The sequence below is a fragment of the Pseudomonas sp. O39 genome, assembly GCF_045447295.1.
Taxonomy (GTDB): domain Bacteria; phylum Pseudomonadota; class Gammaproteobacteria; order Pseudomonadales; family Pseudomonadaceae; genus Aquipseudomonas; species Aquipseudomonas antarctica_A.
Window position 1 is genome coordinate 302,606 of the sequence record NZ_JBJGXV010000003.1, and the last position, 18,633, is coordinate 321,238.

The 18,633-nt window shown below is 58.0% G+C and carries 21 protein-coding genes and 1 tRNA gene; 18 read left to right on the forward strand and 4 right to left on the reverse strand.

Going from position 1 to position 18,633, the window contains the following annotated elements:
* Nucleotides 1-126 precede the first annotated feature (126 nt).
* The 18 genes from ACI77D_RS06245 (at nt 127) to ACI77D_RS06330 (ending at nt 14,636) form a co-directional block, all read left to right on the forward strand.
* Nucleotides 127-468, forward strand: coding sequence for a ribbon-helix-helix domain-containing protein (locus tag ACI77D_RS06245; RefSeq protein WP_407016243.1), 342 nt, complete (start codon nt 127-129; stop codon nt 466-468).
* A gap of 171 nt (nt 469-639) precedes the next feature.
* On the forward strand, nt 640-861 hold the full coding sequence (locus tag ACI77D_RS06250) for an FmdB family zinc ribbon protein (protein WP_017139808.1): 222 nt from the start codon (nt 640-642) through the stop codon (nt 859-861).
* 107 nt (nt 862-968) lie between these two features.
* On the forward strand, nt 969-2,744 hold the full coding sequence (gene aspS / locus ACI77D_RS06255; RefSeq protein ID WP_262666179.1) for an aspartate--tRNA ligase: 1,776 nt from the start codon (nt 969-971) through the stop codon (nt 2,742-2,744).
* Nucleotides 2,745-2,894: 150 nt separating this feature from the next.
* Nucleotides 2,895-3,641 carry a YebC/PmpR family DNA-binding transcriptional regulator gene (locus ACI77D_RS06260; protein WP_407016244.1) on the forward strand — a complete coding sequence of 249 codons (747 nt, stop codon included), beginning with the start codon at nt 2,895-2,897 and terminating at the stop codon, nt 3,639-3,641.
* Between the two features lie 157 nt (nt 3,642-3,798).
* Nucleotides 3,799-4,323 (forward strand): crossover junction endodeoxyribonuclease RuvC, encoded by a 525-nt coding sequence (ruvC, locus tag ACI77D_RS06265; RefSeq protein ID WP_407016245.1) that lies wholly within the window; start codon nt 3,799-3,801, stop codon nt 4,321-4,323.
* 67 nt (nt 4,324-4,390) lie between these two features.
* Nucleotides 4,391-5,002, forward strand: coding sequence for a Holliday junction branch migration protein RuvA (gene ruvA, locus ACI77D_RS06270; RefSeq protein ID WP_064453926.1), 612 nt, complete (start codon nt 4,391-4,393; stop codon nt 5,000-5,002).
* A complete protein-coding gene (ruvB, locus tag ACI77D_RS06275) occupies nt 5,003-6,061 on the forward strand; it encodes a Holliday junction branch migration DNA helicase RuvB (protein ID WP_064453925.1) in 1,059 nt (352 codons plus the stop codon).
* Nucleotides 6,062-6,200: 139 nt separating this feature from the next.
* Entirely contained in the window at nt 6,201-6,656 is a 456-nt protein-coding gene (gene ybgC / locus ACI77D_RS06280; RefSeq protein WP_221295556.1) for a tol-pal system-associated acyl-CoA thioesterase, read from the forward strand.
* Between the two features lies 1 nt (nt 6,657).
* Nucleotides 6,658-7,353, forward strand: a complete 696-nt coding sequence (gene tolQ / locus ACI77D_RS06285) for a protein TolQ (RefSeq protein WP_024077143.1) — start codon at nt 6,658-6,660, stop codon at nt 7,351-7,353.
* A 23-nt stretch (nt 7,354-7,376) separates the two neighbouring features.
* Entirely contained in the window at nt 7,377-7,829 is a 453-nt protein-coding gene (gene tolR, locus ACI77D_RS06290; RefSeq protein ID WP_161630238.1) for a protein TolR, read from the forward strand.
* Complete coding sequence (gene tolA, locus ACI77D_RS06295; protein WP_064453923.1) at nt 7,829-8,902, forward strand: cell envelope integrity protein TolA; 1,074 nt, start codon at nt 7,829-7,831, stop codon at nt 8,900-8,902. The genes tolR and tolA overlap by 1 nt, the downstream gene beginning before the upstream one ends.
* Nucleotides 8,903-8,919: 17 nt before the next feature.
* Entirely contained in the window at nt 8,920-10,200 is a 1,281-nt protein-coding gene (gene tolB, locus ACI77D_RS06300) for a Tol-Pal system beta propeller repeat protein TolB (RefSeq protein WP_152745290.1), read from the forward strand.
* A 55-nt stretch (nt 10,201-10,255) separates the two neighbouring features.
* Entirely contained in the window at nt 10,256-10,756 is a 501-nt protein-coding gene (gene pal, locus ACI77D_RS06305) for a peptidoglycan-associated lipoprotein Pal (RefSeq protein ID WP_003209827.1), read from the forward strand.
* Between the two features lie 6 nt (nt 10,757-10,762).
* On the forward strand, nt 10,763-11,599 hold the full coding sequence (ybgF, locus tag ACI77D_RS06310; RefSeq protein ID WP_064453922.1) for a tol-pal system protein YbgF: 837 nt from the start codon (nt 10,763-10,765) through the stop codon (nt 11,597-11,599).
* 164 nt (nt 11,600-11,763) lie between these two features.
* Nucleotides 11,764-12,411: a 7-carboxy-7-deazaguanine synthase QueE gene (queE, locus tag ACI77D_RS06315; protein ID WP_407016246.1), complete on the forward strand. Its 648-nt coding sequence runs from the start codon at nt 11,764-11,766 to the stop codon at nt 12,409-12,411.
* A 1-nt stretch (nt 12,412) separates the two neighbouring features.
* Nucleotides 12,413-13,090, forward strand: coding sequence for a 7-cyano-7-deazaguanine synthase QueC (gene queC / locus ACI77D_RS06320; protein WP_407016247.1), 678 nt, complete (start codon nt 12,413-12,415; stop codon nt 13,088-13,090).
* Between the two features lie 63 nt (nt 13,091-13,153).
* Nucleotides 13,154-13,229: transfer RNA gene (locus tag ACI77D_RS06325), tRNA-Lys, on the forward strand.
* A gap of 501 nt (nt 13,230-13,730) precedes the next feature.
* Nucleotides 13,731-14,636 carry a hypothetical protein gene (locus ACI77D_RS06330; RefSeq protein WP_407016248.1) on the forward strand — a complete coding sequence of 302 codons (906 nt, stop codon included), beginning with the start codon at nt 13,731-13,733 and terminating at the stop codon, nt 14,634-14,636.
* 148 nt (nt 14,637-14,784) lie between these two features.
* On the opposite strand, the gene pstB is transcribed toward ACI77D_RS06330, so the two are convergent.
* From pstB to pstS, 4 genes are all read right to left on the reverse strand, one after another.
* Complete coding sequence (pstB, locus tag ACI77D_RS06335; protein ID WP_064453920.1) at nt 14,785-15,564, reverse strand: phosphate ABC transporter ATP-binding protein PstB; 780 nt, start codon at nt 15,562-15,564, stop codon at nt 14,785-14,787.
* Entirely contained in the window at nt 15,564-16,436 is an 873-nt protein-coding gene (gene pstA / locus ACI77D_RS06340; protein WP_064453919.1) for a phosphate ABC transporter permease PstA, read from the reverse strand. Before pstA ends, pstB begins: the two co-directional genes overlap by 1 nt.
* Nucleotides 16,433-17,401: a phosphate ABC transporter permease subunit PstC gene (gene pstC, locus ACI77D_RS06345; RefSeq protein ID WP_167353738.1), complete on the reverse strand. Its 969-nt coding sequence runs from the start codon at nt 17,399-17,401 to the stop codon at nt 16,433-16,435. The genes pstA and pstC overlap by 4 nt, the downstream gene beginning before the upstream one ends.
* 82 nt (nt 17,402-17,483) lie before the next feature.
* Nucleotides 17,484-18,500 carry a phosphate ABC transporter substrate-binding protein PstS gene (gene pstS / locus ACI77D_RS06350; RefSeq protein WP_082895948.1) on the reverse strand — a complete coding sequence of 339 codons (1,017 nt, stop codon included), beginning with the start codon at nt 18,498-18,500 and terminating at the stop codon, nt 17,484-17,486.
* Nucleotides 18,501-18,633: the final 133 nt, after the last annotated feature.

The following is an 18,633-nucleotide window of genomic DNA, read 5'->3' on the forward strand; positions in this document are numbered from 1 at the left end:
CTGGCGTTGTCCTACGATTATCAACGCCCCGTCTTCTGGCTGCCCCTCTCGTCCTGCTGTTTTATAGAGCCACTGCCCAATGGGAGAAACCCGTGGGCTGCTGTTTGGCAATGGAGTGTCAGGTGTATGTCACGTGGAGTGGGTAGTGGAGTGATGGAAGCCGGTGGTTTTCATAAGATAAAGGTCGACCCCTTTGCAAAAGGGTTCGACATGGGGCTGGCCAAGCCATTGTCCCGGTCAGTCAGGCTCAACGGGTTTTCGACCTGCCTGCGGCTCGAACAGATCTACTGGAATATCCTCACGGAGATAGCCGGGATCAATGCCTGCTCGGTCAGTGCGTTGCTGTCTTACGTCGACCGGGAAGTGCATTTGAGGTACGGAGGGGTGAAGAACTTCAGCGGGCTGGTCAGGGTGGTGTGCGTGGTTCACGTATTAAAAGGGCGTGTCAGCGCCCTTGACCTCGATTAATACGGCCGTTGCGAAGCGGGTCCACCGTCAAGGCGGGCCAGGCTTCGGGCAGAAAGCCGGCTGCACTGCCTCGATTTACCAGATATAATCCCGCGCTTTGCTGCGCATGCCTGGGGTTTATCCACAGGGCAGGGCGTGGCGCAGTAACGATCTGATCGCCGAGACATCTCCATGCCCATGTACGACTATCAATGTGCTTCCTGTGGTCATCAGTTGGAAGCCATTCAGAAGATCAGCGCAGCGCCGCTGGTCGATTGCCCTGCCTGCCAGGCTCCTGAGCTGAAGAAGATGTTGTCCATGCCGGGCTTCCGCCTGAGCGGCGGCGGCTGGTACGAGACCGACTTCAAGACCGGCGCCAAGAAGAACCTGGCGGGCGGCGACAAAGCAGACTGAGTTGAACTCTACGCGCAGGCTCCTGCATTATCCGTCCCCTGCTTAAATGTACGGTGACGAGGCGAGCCTCCACCGAATTTCGAATTACGAGAAGTGAAACCACTACCATGATGCGCAGCCACTATTGCGGCCAACTGAACGAGACCCTGGAAGGTCAGGAAATCACCCTTTGCGGATGGGTTCACCGTCGCCGCGACCACGGCGGGGTGATTTTCCTCGATATCCGTGATCGTGATGGTCTGGCCCAGGTGGTGTTCGATCCGGACCGCGCCGAGAGCTTCGCCGCCGCCGACCGCGTGCGCAGCGAGTACGTTGTCAAGATCACCGGCAAGGTTCGCCTGCGTCCGGCCGGTGCCGTGAACGCGAACATGGCCTCCGGCGCCATCGAAGTGCTGGGCTACGAGCTGGAAGTGCTGAACGAGTCGGAAACCCCGCCGTTCCCACTCAACGAGTATTCCGACGTGGGCGAAGAAACGCGCCTGCGCTACCGCTTCCTGGACCTGCGTCGTCCGGAAATGGCCGAGAAGCTGCGTCTGCGTTCGCGCATGACCACCAGCATCCGCCGCTTCCTCGACGAGAACGGCTTCCTCGACGTCGAAACGCCGATCCTGACCCGGGCCACCCCGGAAGGCGCGCGTGACTACCTGGTGCCAAGCCGTACCCACGCCGGCTCCTTCTTCGCCTTGCCGCAATCGCCGCAGTTGTTCAAACAGCTGCTGATGGTGGCCGGCTTCGACCGTTACTACCAGATCGCCAAGTGCTTCCGCGACGAAGACCTGCGTGCCGACCGCCAGCCTGAATTCACCCAGATCGACATCGAGACCAGCTTCCTCGATGAAAAAGAGATCATGGGCCTGACCGAACAAATGATCCGCAACCTGTTCAAGGAAGTGCTGGACCTGGAGTTCGGCGAGTTCCCGCACATGACCTTCGAAGAAGCCATGCGCCGCTACGGTTCCGACAAGCCAGACCTGCGTAACCCGCTGGAACTGGTGGACGTGGCCGACCAGCTCAAAGAAGTCGACTTCAAGGTGTTCAGCGGCCCGGCCAACGACCCTAAATGCCGTATCGCCGCCCTGCGTGTACCAGGCGGCGCGAGCATGCCGCGCAAACAGATCGACGACTACACCAAGTTCGTCGGCATCTACGGTGCCAAAGGCCTGGCGTACATCAAGGTCAACGAGCGTGCTAACGGTGTTGATGGTCTGCAATCGCCGATCGTGAAAAACATCCCGTTGGACAACCTGAACGCGATCCTCGACCGCGTTGGCGCGGTTGACGGCGACATCGTGTTCTTTGGTGCCGACAAAGCCAAGATCGTCAGCGAAGCCCTGGGCGCGCTGCGGATCAAGCTGGGCCACGACCTGGACCTGCTGACCTGCAAGTGGGCACCGATGTGGGTGGTCGACTTCCCGATGTTCGAAGAGAACGACGACGGCAGCTTCAGCGCCTTGCACCACCCGTTCACTGCGCCGAAGTGCTCGCCGCAAGAGCTGGAAGCCAACCCCGCTGGCGCTCTGTCCCGCGCCTACGACATGGTGTTGAACGGCACTGAGTTGGGTGGCGGTTCGATCCGTATCCACCGCAAAGAGATGCAACAAGCGGTCTTCCGCCTGTTGGGCATCAACGAAGCGGAACAGGAAGAGAAATTCGGCTTCCTGCTCGACGCCCTGAAATACGGCGCGCCGCCGCACGGTGGCCTGGCGTTCGGTCTGGACCGTCTGGTGATGCTGATGACCGGCGCCCAGTCGATCCGTGAAGTGATCGCCTTCCCGAAAACCCAGAGTGCTGCGGACGTCATGACCCAGGCTCCGGGCGTGGTGGATGCCAAGGCCCTGCGCGAACTGCACATCCGTCTGCGTGAGGCGCCGAAGGCTGAGTAAGGCCGCTGCGTGAAAGCGCACTGAGGTTTACGCAGTCTAAAAAGGCGCATCTTCGGATGCGCCTTTGCGTTACAAGGGTTGTGCTTTAAAGAGAGAAGTCCGGCCTGGGGCTGGATCGATAAGGTTTCTAGAGAATTTCGGAGTTGTGTTATGGCTGGCCATTCCAAGTGGGCGAACATCAAGCACCGCAAAGAGCGTCAGGATGCCAAGAAAGGCAAGATCTTCACCAAGTGGATTCGCGAGCTGACCGTCGCTGCTCGCCAGGGTGGCGGTGACCCGGGCTCCAACCCGCGTCTGCGCCTGGCGCTGGACAAGGCGTTGGGCGCCAACATGAGCCGCGACATTATTGATCGCGCCGTGGCGCGTGGTGCCGGTGCAGCTGACACCGACGACATGGTCGAGCTGAGCTATGAAGGCTATGGCCCGGGTGGCGTGGCGGTGATGGTCGAGTGCATGACCGACAACCGCAACCGTACGGCGGCAGCCGTGCGCCATGCGTTCAGCAAATGTGGCGGCAACCTCGGCACCGACGGTTCGGTGGCCTACCTGTTCGAACGCAAGGGGCAGATCTCCTTCGCACCGGGCGTGGATGAAGACGCACTGATCGAAGCCGCCATGGAAGCGGACGCCGACGACGTAGTCACCAACGAAGACGGCTACATCGACGTATTCACCTCGTTTGCCGGGTTCTATACCGTGCGTAACGCGTTGGAAGCGGCCGGTTTCAAAGGCACTGACGCGGAAATCGTGATGCTGCCGACCACCAGCGCCGAGCTGGACCTGGACGGCGCGCAGAAAGTGCTGAAGATGCTCGATATGCTCGAAGACCTGGACGATGTGCAGAACGTTTATTCCAATGCCGACATTCCAGAAGAAGTCGCAGCACAGCTAGTCTGAAAAATGATGTAGATCAACATGTGGGAGCTGGCTTGCCTGCGATAGCATCACCTCGGTTTAGAAGACGCACCGAGGTGCCTGCATCGCAGGCAAGCCAGCTCCCACAGTTGATCGATGTTGGCCGCAAGAATTGTGTTTCCCCCACCCCGCAGGCGTTATGACTTTAATCCTAGGTATCGACCCCGGTTCGCGCATTACCGGTTTTGGCGTGGTGCAACACACCCCGCGTGGCTGCGTCTACGTCGCCTCGGGCTGCATCCGCACTGGCGCGGGCGAGTTGGCCGAGCGCCTGCAGATCGTCTATCGCGGCGTGCGTGAAGTGATCCAGACCTACGGGGCGGTCACCATGGGCATCGAAAAAGTCTTCATGGCCAAAAACGCCGACTCCGCCCTGAAACTCGGCCAGGCCCGTGGCGCCGCGATCGTCGCCGGTGCGGAAGAGGGCATGGAAATCGCCGAATACACGGCGACCCAGGTCAAGCAGGCCGTGGTGGGCACCGGTGCGGCAAACAAGGAGCAGGTGCAGATGATGGTCATGCACATGCTCAAGCTCACCTCAAAACCGCAAATCGACGCCTCCGACGCCCTGGCCATTGCCATTTGCCATGCCCACACCCGCTCCAGCCTGTTGCCGCATGGCCTGGGCACGGCACGCAGTCGTGGCGGGCGGCTGCGTCTCTGATAGCATCAGCGCAATCGTTATTTCCGGTCAGGCCTTGTTCTGACCCCAAGCTTTAAGGATCTGAACCGTGATTGGACGCTTGCGCGGCACCCTGGCTGAAAAACAGCCGCCGCACCTGATTCTGGATGTAAATGGGTTGGGGTATGAGCTGGAAGTGCCCATGACCACCCTCTATCGCCTGCCGTCGATCGGCGAGCCAATAACGCTGCACACACATCTGGTGGTGCGCGAAGATGCGCAATTGCTCTATGGTTTCATAGGCAAGCGCGACCGCGACTTCTTCCGCGAACTGATTCGCCTCAATGGCGTGGGGCCCAAGCTTGCGCTGGCGTTGATGTCGAGCCTGGAAGTGGATGAATTGGTACGCGCTGTTTCGGCCCAGGACACCTCTGCGCTGACCAAGGTGCCGGGTGTCGGCAAGAAAACCGCGGAGCGCCTGCTGGTGGAACTCAAGGATCGCTTCAAGGCCTGGGAAGTCGTACCGAGCATGTTTGCCCTGGTGCCGAACCAGCCGGATATGCCGGTGGGGCAGGTTGCCAGTGCCGAAAGCGATGCCGTCAGCGCGTTGATCTCCCTGGGCTACAAGCCGCAGGAGGCCAGCAAAGCAGTGTCGGCCATCAAGGATAAGAACCTGAGCAGCGAAGACATGATCCGCCGAGCCCTGAAGGGAATGATTTAAGTGATTGAAGCTGATCGTCTGATCGCGGCCACCGGCCCGCGCGACCGTGAAGAGGTCCAGGACCGCGCCATCCGCCCCCTGAGCCTGGCCGACTACATTGGCCAGCCCACCGTGCGCGAGCAGATGGAGTTGTTCATCCAGGCCGCGCGCGGGCGCAGTGAGTCCCTCGACCACACGTTGATCTTCGGTCCGCCGGGGCTGGGTAAAACCACGCTGGCCATGATTATCGCCCATGAAATGGGCGTGTCGATCAAGTCCACCTCCGGCCCGGTGCTGGAGCGTCCGGGTGACCTGGCGGCGTTGCTGACCAATCTTGAACCCCACGACGTGCTGTTTATCGACGAGATCCACCGGCTGTCGCCGATCGTCGAAGAAGTGCTGTACCCGGCCATGGAAGACTTCCAGCTCGACATCATGATCGGCGAGGGCCCGGCGGCCCGCTCGATCAAGCTCGACCTGCCGCCTTTCACATTGGTCGGCGCAACCACCCGCGCGGGCATGCTGACCAACCCGCTACGAGACCGTTTCGGCATTGTGCAACGTCTAGAGTTCTATAGCACCGCTGACCTGGCGACTATCGTCAGCCGGTCCGCGAGCATTCTCGGCTTGCCGCTGGACCCGGAAGGCGCCTTCGAAATCGCCCGCCGGGCCCGTGGCACGCCACGGATCGCCAACCGTTTGTTGCGTCGCGTACGCGATTTCGCCGAAGTGCGGGCCAAGGGGCATATCACCAAGGCCGTGGCCGACCTGGCTTTGAACCTGTTGGATGTGGACGAGCATGGCTTCGATCATCAGGATCGACGTCTACTCTTGACCATGATCGAGAAGTTCGACGGTGGCCCGGTGGGCGTGGACAGCCTGGCAGCCGCCATCAGTGAAGAGCGCCATACCATTGAGGATGTGCTGGAGCCGTACCTGATCCAGCAGGGCTACATCATGCGCACGCCACGGGGGCGAGTGGTCACGCGTCACGCCTATCTGCACTTTGGGTTAAACATTCCGTCACGATTGGGCGAGATGCCTGTAGTAGACGAATTCCTCGATGCAGTGGACGATTAAAAAGGTCACGCCAGTCGATTTATCTGAAGTTTGTGCTGTCCTAGTGGCTGGTGTCGTCATTCAGTCGTTAGAAATGTTGCTTGGAATGAAAAAACAGTTGCCTGGCCGGATTGGCAACCTGAGGAGTAAGCACTAGAGTATGCGCGCGCAAAACGGGGATCAGTCGTTCGTACATCGCTGTCGCGTTTATTACGAGGACACCGATGCTGGCGGCATCGTGTATTACGTCAACTACCTCAAGTTCATGGAGCGGGCTCGAACCGAGCGGCTACGGGAGTTGGGCTTTGCCCAATCCACGCTTGCGGGGGAAGACCTGTTGTTTGTCGTACATTCCTGCGAGGCGCGTTACCACGCGCCGGCGCGGCTGGACGATGAGCTGCTGGTCAGCGCGCAAGTAATCGAATTGAACCGTGTCAGCCTGCGCTTTAAACAGCAAGTCAGGCGGGCAACGGATGCAACGCTGCTCTGTGAGGGGCAGTTCCTGGTGGCCTGTGTGCGCACCAATAGTTTGAAACCCCGGGCCATTCCCGAAGCTCTACGTGCGGCCTTTGCCGACGTAAGCGGCGCGGGTAAACAATCAAAGCAGGAGATTTAGCGTGGAACCTACCGTCGTCGACCATTCCTCCATGTGGAGCCTGGTCAGCAATGCCAGTGTTGTGGTTCAACTGGTAATGCTGATCCTGGTAGCCGCATCGGTTACCTCTTGGGTCATGATTTTTCAGCGCAGCAACTTGCTGCGTGCCGGTCGACGTGCCCTGGAGAGCTTCGAAGAGCGCTTCTGGTCGGGTATCGACCTGTCCAAGCTGTACCGTCAGGCGGGCAGCAACCCGGACCCGGATTCGGGCGTCGAGCAGATCTTCCGCGCCGGTTTCAAGGAATTCTCGCGCCTGCGTCAGCAGCCGGGCGTCGACCCTGAAGCGGTCATGGAAGGTGTGGCCCGTGCCATGCGCGTCGCGATTTCACGCGAAGAAGAGAAACTGGAGCAGAGCCTGCCGTTCCTCGCTACCGTTGGCTCCGTCAGCCCGTACATCGGTCTGTTCGGCACCGTCTGGGGGATCATGAACTCCTTCCGTGGCCTGGCTCAGGCCCAGCAAGCGACCTTGGCCACTGTGGCCCCGGGTATCGCCGAAGCCCTGGTCGCTACCGCGATCGGCCTGTTCGCTGCTATCCCAGCAGTAATCGCTTACAACCGTTTTGCCGCACGCGGCGAAACCTTGATCAGCCGTTACTACACCTTCGCCGACGAGTTCCAGGCGATCCTGCACCGTAAAGTGCACACCAGCGAAGAATAAGCAGGTAATTCCCAATGGCTTTAATCGCTCGAGCTCGCAAAAAGCGCAAGCCGGTCGCCGAGATGAACGTAGTGCCCTACATCGACGTGATGTTGGTGCTGCTGGTCATCTTCATGGTGACCGCGCCGATGCTCAATCAGGGCGTGAAGGTTGATCTGCCCAAGGTTTCCAGCGAAGCCTTGCCGCAAGACAACAACACTCAGGTCCTGACCATTTCGATCAAGGCTGACAAGACCTATTACTGGAACCTTGGCAGCGAAGTCGACACTCAGAAACAGCAGGACAAGGCCATGACCTTGCCGCAGATGACCGACGCCGTGACCAAGATCATCCGGTCCGGCAACGAAGGCGGCAAGCACACGCAAGTGTTCATTCGCGGCGACAAAGTGGTCGACTATGGCTCCGTCATGGGCGCCATGGGTGGGCTGCAGAAGGCCGGCGTCGGTAACGTTGGCTTGATTACCGAGGCGCCCTGATGCACCAACAGCGAGAGCCGTCCGCCTCGGAAAGCTTCTTCTGGCCTAGCGTCTGGGCAATTGCCCTGCACGTCCTGGTGTTTGGCATGCTGTTCGTCAGCTTTGCCATGACCCCGGACCTGCCGCCAGCCAAGCCGATCGTGCAGGCGACCCTGTATCAGCTGAAATCGAAAAGTCAGGCCACTACCCAGACCAATCAGAAGATTGCGGGTGAGGCCCAGAAGTCGGCTGCGCGCCAGACCGAAGTCGAGCAGATGGAACAGAAGAAGGTCGAGCAGGAAGCGGTGAAGGCTGCTGCGGAACAAAAGAAAGAAGAGGCGGCTCAAAAGGCCGAGGAATCGAAAAAGGCTGACGAAGCCAAGAAAGCTGACGAGGCGAAAAAGGCTGATGAAGCCAAGAAAGCCGACAAAGCTGCCGAAGCTAAAAAGGCTGAAGAGAAACAATTGGCTGATATAGCCAAGAAGAAGTCTGAAGAAGAAGCCAAAAAAGCGGCCGAAGAAGAGGCCAAGAAAAAGGCCGCTGAAGACGCCAAGAAAAAGATAGTCGAAGACGCGAAGAAGAAAGCCGCCGAAGACGCCAAGAAAAAAGCTGAAGCAGACGAGGCGAAGAAAAAGATCGCCGACGACGCGAAGAAGAAAGCTGCCGCCGACGCCACCAAGAAAAAGGCCCAGGAAGCAGCACGTAAATCCGCCGAAGAGAAAAAGGCCCAGGCCTTGGCAGATTTGCTTTCCGACACGCCGCAGCGTCAGCAAGCCTTGGCCGATGAACGTGGTGATGAAGTCGCGGGCAGTTTCGACGACCTGATTCGGGCACGGGCAGCGGAAGGCTGGACACGTCCACCTTCGGCACGCAAAGGTATGACAGTAGTGCTGCAGATCGGCATGTTGCCGGACGGTACGGTGACTTCGGTCAGCGTGGCCAAGTCCAGTGGTGACGGTTCGTTCGACAGTTCGGCGGTTGCCGCGGTCAAGAACATTGGCCGGTTGACCGAGATGCAGGGAATGAAACCAAGCGACTTCGCTCCCTATCGTTCATTCAAGATGACATTCACACCTGAGGATCTAGCCTTGTGAGAAACCTTCTTCGAGGAATGCTTGTCGTTATTTGCTGTATGGCAGGGATAGCGGCGGCGGATGAAAAGAACATCCTGGTCACCAGCGGTAGCGATCGGGCCACCCCGATCGCGGTAGTACCGTTCGGCTGGCAGGGCGGCAGCGTGCTGCCGGACGACATGGCCCAGATCGTCAGCGACGACCTGCGCAACTCCGGCTACTACGCGCCGATTCCGAAAGGCAACATGATCAGCCAGCCGAACCAGGCCAGCGAAGTTGTGTTCCGTGACTGGAAGGCCGTTGGCGCCCAGTACCTGATGGTCGGCAATATCACGCCAGCCGGTGGTCGCCTGCAGATCCAGTACACGTTGTTCAACGTGGCTACCGAGCAGCAGGTCTTGACCGGCAGCGTATCGGGCACCGCCGAACAACTGCGGGACATGGCCCACTACATCTCGGACCAGTCGTTTGAAAAACTCACCGGTATCAAAGGTGCGTTCTCGACACGCCTGCTTTATGTAACGGCTGAGCGTTTCTCTGTAGACAACACTCGTTATACGTTGCAGCGCTCGGACTACGACGGTGCACGCGCCGTGACCTTGCTGCAGTCCCGTGAGCCAATCCTGTCGCCGCGCTTTGCGCCGGATGGCAAGCGTATTGCCTACGTGTCTTTCGAACAGCGCCGTCCGCGTATCTTCGTCCAGCACATCGATACTGGCCGTCGTGAGCAGATCACCAACTTCGAAGGCCTCAACGGCGCACCTGCATGGTCACCGGATGGTTCGCGCCTGGCATTCGTGCTGTCCAAGGATGGCAACCCGGATATCTACGTGATGAACATGGCTTCGCGCCAGATCAGCCGAGTTACCAGCGGCCCGGGCATCAACACCGAACCGTTCTGGGGTAAGGATGGTTCGACCATCTATTTCACCTCTGACCGTGGCGGCAAGCCTCAAATCTACAAAACAAGCGTAGGTGGCGGTGGCGCAGAACGCGTGACCTTTATTGGTAACTACAATGCCAACCCTAAGCTTTCGGCTGATGAAAAGACGTTGGTGATGATTCACCGTCAGGATGGTTTCACTAATTTCCGGGTTGCGGCCCAGGATTTGCAGCGTGGAACGGTAAAAATCCTCACAGACACCAACCTTGATGAGTCAGCTACTGTTGCGCCCAACGGCACCATGGTAATCTACGCCACCCGCCAGCAGGGCCGGGGAGTCTTGATGCTCGTGTCCATTAATGGACGCGTAAGGCTCCCGCTTCCTACCGCACAAGGCGAAGTCAGAGAACCGTCCTGGTCCCCTTACCTGAACTGACGCGGCGCTACAAAAAGATTTGCTTAACACACTGGGGTTCATTAGGAGTTTCACGATGGAAATGCTGAAGTTTGGTAAGTTTGCTGCTCTGGCTCTGGCTCTGTCCGTAGCCGTTGGTTGCTCGTCTAAAGGCGGCGACAATGCCGGTGAAGGCGCAGCTGTTGATCCAAACGCTGGTTACGGCGCTAACACTGGTGCAGTTGACGGCTCCCTGAGCGAAGAAGCTGCTCTGCGCGCTATCACCACTTTCTACTTCGAATACGACAGTTCGGACCTGAAGCCAGAAGCCATGCGCGCTCTGGACGTTCACGCGAAGGACCTGAAAGCTAACGGCGCTCGCGTTGTTCTGGAAGGTAACACCGACGAACGTGGTACTCGTGAGTACAACATGGCACTGGGCGAGCGTCGTGCGAAAGCCGTTCAGCGCTACCTGGTACTGCAAGGTGTTGCTCCGGGCCAACTGGAACTGGTTTCCTACGGTAAAGAGCGTCCAGTTGCTACTGGCCACGACGAGCAGTCCTGGGCTCAAAACCGTCGCGTCGAACTGCGTAAGTAATTCGTCATGCGAACGTGCCGTCGTGCTCTAACTGTATTGGCTCTCAGCCTCGCACCGCTTGCGGTGTGGGCTGCGGTTCCTGTGGAAGATAGCAACTCTGGCTATAACAATAGCGGGAGCAGTTATCCGCCAGCGGGTTATGGCACGAACGGCGCCTATGCTGGGGGGGCGGCTACGTCCGCCCCCTCGGCACAGGGCGAACTGTTCAACCAGCTGCAACGCATGCAGGATCAATTGTCGCAGCAACAAGGCACCATTGAAGTTCTGCAGAATCAAGTGAACCAGCTGAAGCAAGAAGGCCTGGAGCGTTACCAGGATCTTGATCGACGTATTGGAGCCGGCGTAACACCTGCCGCAACTCCTGATAATTCTTCTGCCGGTGGTGCGCCAAGCGCTGCCGCCGGTGGTGCCGCAGCAGGGGCAGCGGCTGCTGGCCAAGCCCCTGCCGCGAGCAGCGAACCGGGTGATCCGGCGAAGGAAAAACTGTATTACGATGCAGCCTTCGACCTGATCAAAGCCAAGGATTTCGATAAGGCCAGCCAGGCTTTTACCGCATTCCTGCGCAAATACCCGAACAGCCAATACGCGGGCAATGCCCAGTACTGGTTGGGTGAGGTGAACCTGGCAAAGGGTGATTTACAAGCGGCGGGCCAGGCATTTGCCAAGGTCAGCCAGCTGTACCCAAAGCACGCCAAGGTGCCTGACTCGCTGTACAAACTGGCTGACGTAGAGCGCCGCCTGGGTCATACCGACAAGGTCAAAGGCATTCTGCAGCAAGTGGTTGCCCAATATCCGGGTACGTCTGCTGCCCAGTTGGCCCAGCGGGATCTACAGCGCTTGTAAGCGATGTAGCCCGTTTAGAAGAAACCCGCGCCTGGCGCGGGTTTTTTCGTTAGAATCCACGCCCTTTTATGAAACACGCTTCCCGGGGTTGGCGCGTTGGCGCAATCCCTTGAAGTGCCTGACGGAGGCGGACAGCCTGTTTAGCTGTTACGCCCGTGGCGACTATGCAAGACACATTACGTATTACCGAAGTTTTTTACTCGTTGCAGGGTGAAACGCGAACCGCTGGCCTGCCCACCGTATTTGTACGGCTGACCGGTTGCCCGTTGCGTTGCCAATACTGTGACAGCGCCTACGCTTTCAGTGGCGGCACTGTGCGCACTCTCGACGATATCCTTGAGCAGGTTGCCGGCTTCAAGCCGCGCTACGTCTGTGTGACCGGTGGCGAGCCTCTGGCCCAGCCCAATGCCATCCCGTTGCTCAAGCAACTGTGTGATGCCGGTTACGAAGTCTCGCTGGAGACCAGCGGTGCCCTGGACATCTCTGGTGTGGATTCGCGCGTAAGCCGAGTGGTCGATCTGAAGACGCCAGGCTCCAAGGAAGCGCACCGTAACCTTTACGAGAACATCGATCTGCTGACGGCCAACGATCAGGTCAAGTTCGTGATCTGTTCGCGTGACGATTATGACTGGGCGGCTTCCAAGCTGATCCAATACGGCCTCGACCGCCGTGCCGGCGAAGTACTGTTCTCGCCGAGCCATCATGATCTGAACGCCCGCGACCTGGCCGACTGGGTCGTGGCGGACAACCTGCCGGTACGCCTGCAATTGCAGTTGCATAAATACCTGTGGAATGACGAGCCGGGGCGCTGACATGACGGATCAAAAACGCGCCGTCATCTTGCTGTCCGGCGGCCTTGACTCCGCCACCATGGTTGCCATGGCGCAGGCGCAAGGCTACCGCTGCTACACCATGAGCTTCGACTACGGCCAACGCCACCGCGCCGAGCTGGACGCCGCCGCGCGTGTCGCCCGTGACCTGAGTGTGGTCGAGCACAAAGTGATCGGACTCAACCTCAATGGCATCGGCGGCTCGGCCCTTACCGACAGCAGCATCGATGTGCCCGAGGCGCCCAGCGAAGGCATCCCGCTGACCTACGTGCCGGCGCGCAATACCGTGTTCCTGTCGCTGGCCCTTGGTTGGGCCGAAGTATTGAATGCCCGTGACATCTTCATCGGCGTCAATGCACTGGACTACAACGGTTATCCGGACTGCCGTCCAGAGTACGTCGAGTCATTCGAGCGCATGGCCAACCTGGCGACCAAGGCTGGTGTGGAAGGGCAGGGCTTTCGTATCCAGGCCCCGCTGCAGAACATGAGCAAGGCAGACATTGTGAAGGCTGGCGTAGGACTTGGCGTGGATTACGCGCTGACTGTTTCCTGCTACCAGGCAGACGATGCTGGCCGTGCTTGTGGGAAATGTGACGCTTGCCGACTGCGTGCAGAAGGCTTCCAAACGGCCGGAATTACAGACCCAACGCGTTATTTCTGATTTATTTCAAATAAGGTGTTGAATAATCCTTAGAAATCAGTATTATACGCGCCACAACACAGCGGGTCGTTAGCTCAGTTGGTAGAGCAGTTGGCTTTTAACCAATTGGTCGTAGGTTCGAATCCCACACGACCCACCATTTTTGGCGGTTTAGAAAATCCGGAAGGCCCACGCAAGTGAGGATTTCCGGGTTTTTTTTTGCCTGGGATTTGGTTGAGAAGTAGAGCCTGGGTGAGGGGTTACCACTAAAGCCGGTGCAGGGGGCGTGCCGTCGCGGCGTTCGCTACGCGAGGTTTCAATAGAATGTCTTGAGTGATGGGCAACTCAGATATATCTCCCGCAATTGTCAGTTATAGACCTTATCTGCTTTAGGAAAAGTCCACGCCGTCCGAGCGCTCTTTCTGATAGCGCGGTTTGGTGTCAGCCATTTACTGTCATATCGTGAAATGTGCGTACAAGTCGTCAGTTGCCTTGATCGAAATCAGCAATTATTTACAGCCGACAATGACGACGTTCACACCGCTAGGGCATTCATCGGTGTCAGCACTATTGATGCGTGTGAGGCCTTATAACCATGCCTATGAACGGGCATTGCATTGATGCCTATTGATGGCTGTTCCAAAAGAGGGCTGTGGTTGTTATGAATATCTACCGTTCGCAACTTTCTCCACAAGCAATACATGTTCAACTGCCAACACAATCGCCAGCGAGTGTGACGGTAAAAAAATCTGAAGACAGTGCTTCGCATACTCCGCTTATTTCCGATGCCTCAGTGCTCGATAAAGTAAGCGATCCAAAATTTGAAATGAAGAAAGAGTTCACATCCCCCAACGGATTGTTTGGTGTGAAGTACTCGCTTGCCGCTCCGCGCCCTGGGTTGAGCAACATTACGTTCCCTATCATTATCGACGAAGGTCTTCAAAAAAAGGCTGACAAGGACGCAGGGATTTACTACGCGATGATGTTCGGCGTCAATACTGAGAAAGGTACAGCCCTTGGTCGTGGCTATATCGGGATGCAACCCCGAGGGGATGGCAAGGCGCTGATTATTTTTTCCGGATATGGCCCGCATTTCAATGCGCCCAAAGGGCGTGCTGAATTTGATGGGGTAACAGGCGCGAGCAATAGCACCTTGGTGGACTTTAAGTTTGGCAATAAGTATGAACTTACTGTCGAACGAGACCCCGCAGCCCCGCGAATGTTGAGCGCCTATGTTCAGGATGTTACGGATCCTGGTAACCCTGGGCCAAAACAACATGTCAAAGATATACACGTCGATCAGAATGTTGCGCTAGCGGGTAGTGACGCTGGCTTCGTCGAACAATACGGCGCGAAAATAAATAAAAGCTCGCAGATAGCGCCTACTCGCGGTAGTTTTTTTGCACCCTTTACTACTGATGACAAGGGGGATGTAAAGGTGGGTGAAATCATGAGCACAGGTCTGTATGGCAGGTATAAAAATTCGACGGTAGGTAAACAGCATATTGTCAAAGAACAGGGCATAGGTAAGGAGTTGGAGTTCTCTTTGCAAGGTGTTGGCTCTTAGGCGCAAACTGACGGCTGGCAGTATAGGTAGTGTTTTCGAAGGGCCTGTAAAACTTTATTCCCGCCGCCTTATGGCGGTTTAGAAAATCCGGACGGCTCACGCAAATGAGGCGTTCCGGATTTTTTGGTTAAAGAGTATTGGCGTCCGCTCAACCAAACCGCCCGGTAATATAGTCCTCCGTCTGCTTCATCTGCGGCTTGGTGAAGATCTCGTCCGTATTCCCATACTCAATCAATTCCCCCATGAACATGAACGCGGTGTTGTCCGACACCCGCGCGGCTTGCTGCATGTTGTGGGTCACGATGATCACCGTGTATTGCGTCTTCAACTCTGTAATCAACTGCTCGATACGCCCGGTCGAGATGGGGTCGAGCGCTGAGGTCGGTTCGTCCAGCAGTAACACCTGCGGTCGCAGGGCAATGGTGCGCGCGATGCACAGTCGCTGTTGCTGGCCACCCGAGAGGCTCTGCGCGCTCTGGTTGAGTTTGTCTTTCACTTCATCCCACAGGGCGCCGCCGCGCAAGGCTTGCTCGACGCGGTCATTCATTTCACGCCGGGACAATTTTTCATGATGGCGCACCGCGTAGGCGATGTTGTCGAAGATCGACATTGGAAACGGCACGGGCTTCTGGAACACCATGCCCACATGGCTGCGCAGGCGGTTCATCGAGTAGCCGGGGGCGAGGATGTTTTCGCCATTGAGCAGCACTTCGCCACGCGCTTCCTGCTTGGGGTACATCGAGTAGATGCGATTGAACACCCGCAGCAAGGTGGACTTGCCGCAGCCCGAGGGACCGATGATGGCGGTGATGCGCTTTTCCGGAATGTCGATGTCGATGGATTTCAGGGAGCGTTGGTTGTTGTAGAAAAACTCCAACCCGCGCACCTGGATTTTGGTTTTTTCGTGAGCAATGCCGGTGGCGTCCATCAGTGAGACCTATTGCGTAAAAGAATCAGGCGGGATGCCAGGCTGAGTACCAGCACGAACAGCGTGAGGACCAATGCACCGGCCCACGCGAGCGCATGCCAGTCGTCGAACGGGCTCATGGCGTACTGGAAAATAACCACAGGCACACTGGCAATCGGCTTGAGCAGGTTGCTGCTCCAGAACTGATTGCCGAAGGCGGTGAACAGCAGCGGGGCCGTTTCCCCGGTAATCCTGGCCAGCGCGAGCAGGATGCCGGTGACCACGCCGGCTTTGGCCGCCCTCAACACGATCTGCAGCGTCAGCTTCCATTGCGGCACACCCAGTGCCAGGGCCGCCTCGCGCATGGTCGAGGGTTGTAGCTGGAGCATTTCATCGGTGGTGCGTACCACCACCGGAATTACCAGCAGGGCCAAGGCCAATGCCCCCGCGATGGCAGAAAAGCCGACCTGATGATTGGTCAGCAGGTTCAGCGGCAAGATGACGCCGGTGTAGATGAACAGCCCCAGCACAATTGACGGCGCGGACAGCAGGATGTCGTTGATGAACCGCACGGTAGTTCCCAGCCGCGAGTGTCGTGCGAACTCTGCCAACCAGATGCCCGCCATCAGTCCGATGGGTGTGCCGATCAGCAACGCGATAGCGGACATCAGTGCGCTGCCATAAAACGCATTGGCCAGGCCGCCTTCGGTGCCGGGCGGTGGGGTCATCTGGGTAAACAGGCGCAGGTTGAGCGCCTGGAAGCCGTTGATGATGGTCGTCACTAAAATCCACGCCAGCCACAGCAGGCCAAAGGCCGTAGCGCCGCAACTGAGGAACATGGCCACGCCGTTTTTAAGCGCGCGTGTTCGATAAAGGCGTTCGTTCGCGTTCATAGCCCTTCCTTACGCGACAGGCGCATCAGCATCAACCGCGCCAATGCCAGTACGATGAAGGTCACGATAAACAGCAGGAAGCCCAAGGCGATCAGCGCCGAGCGATGCAGGTCGGTGTAGGCCTCGCTGAACTCGTTGGCGATGACGGACGCGATGGAACTGCTGGGCATCAGCAACGAGGCGGAAAACTGCTGGGCGTTACCCAGTACGAAGGTCACGGCCATGGTCTCGCCAAGGGCACGACCCAGGCCGAGAAAGATGCCGCCGACCACCGCCGACCGGGTGTAGGGCAAGACGATGTCCCACACCACTTCCCACGTGGTGCTGCCCAAGGCGTAGGCGGATTCTTTCAACTGTGTCGGCACACTGCGAAACACCTCATGCATCACCGACGTGATAAACGGCATGATCATCACCGCCAGCACGATGCCGGCGGTCAGCATGCCAATCCCCAGCGGTGGGCCCTGGAACAGCGAGCCGACAAAGGGCAGGGCGCCCAGGTAGTCATTGATCAAGGGCGACAGGTGTTCGGCCATAAACGGCCCGAAAACGAACAGGCCCCACATGCCATAGATGATCGATGGAATACCAGCGAGCAATTCAATGGCTGAGGCGACCGGCATCTTCAGCCAGGGCGGCGCGACTTCCGTGAGAAAAATCGCAATGCCGAAACTGACCGGGACGGCAATCAGCAAGGCCAGAAACGAGGTCACCAGGGTGCCGTAGATCGGCACCACGGCGCCAAAGTGGTTATTGACCGCATCCCACTCGGTGCTGGTGATGAAATCGAAACCAAAGGTCTTGAACGCGAGTGCGCCTCCCCAAAGCGTCGAGGCTGCAATGGCTGCCAGCAGCAGTAACACCAACATGGCTGCGCCGAACAGTGTGCGTTTGAACCATAGATCGTGGCGTTGATCGCGGGCCGCGCGGCTGTCGCTCCGTGAGTCGCCCGCGTGAGTTGTCATAACCAGGGTTTGGACGCTTTCGTTCATATCAGATGTGCTCACCGCCTTCCTCAAGCAATGAGGAAGGCGGTCATAGGGCGAATCAGTTGGTGAAGTCAGACTTCCAGTAACCTTCGATTCGCGTCACCAGAGAGTCCGGCAATGCTACGTAGTCCAGTGCCGCTGCCTGTTGCTGACCTTTTTCCAGTGACCACTTGAAGAAGCTGAACGCCGCCTGGCTCTGCTCGGCGTTCTTGGGCTGCTTGTACATGATGATCCAGGTGGTGGCCGTAATTGGCCACGCGCCTTCGCCTGGCGCGTTGGTCATGATCAGGTTGAAGTCTTTGGCGTTGGCCCAGTCGGCGGTGTCAGCGGCGGCCTGGAACGCCTTGGCGTCAGGTTTGACGAACTTCCCCGAAGCATTCTTCAACTGGGCGTACGTCATCTTGTTCTGTAAGGCGTAGGCGTATTCCACAAAGCCGATGGAGTTTTTGATCTGCTTCACGTAGGCAGAAACGCCTTCGTTACCCTTGCCACCCACGCCGACCGGCCAAGGCACGGTGGTGCCGAAGCCGATCTTGGTTTTCCAGCTCTCGCTGACTTTGGACAGGTAGTTGGTGAAGTTGTACGAAGTGCCCGAGCCGTCGGAGCGGTGCACCACGGTGATGTTCGCCACCGGCAGGTTCAAGCCGGGGTTGAGCGCAGCAATTGCCGGGTCGTTCCAGGCCTTGATGTCACCGAGAAAGATCTTCGCCAGGACGTCACCATCGAGTTTCAACTGGCCTGCGGCCACACCTTCGACGTTCATCACCGGCACGATGCCGCCAATCACGCTGGGGAACTGGCCCAGGCCGCCGGCTTTGAGTTCGTCGGCGGACAGCGGCGCGTCAGAGGCGCCGAAGTCAACGGTGGCCGCCTTGATTTGGGCGATACCGCCGCCGGAGCCGATTGACTGGTAGTTGATGCGGTTGCTGGAGTTCTTGCTGTAGTCCTGTGACCACTTGGACAGCACCGGGTAGACGAAGCTCGACCCGGCACCGGTAACGTCAGTGGCGTGGGCCACGCCGCTCAGGCACAGGGCGGTCAACAAAACGGACAGACTTTTTTTGCTCGGCAACATCACGACAACACCTCAAGGAAGGGGTAAGTGGATAGGTCCACCTGTCTAAGACGTGACGATTTAATTCCTGGGATGTGTCTGTTTAATGACGGTTTGGCTTTATGAAGAAACATTTAGAAATGTTTACCCCGGT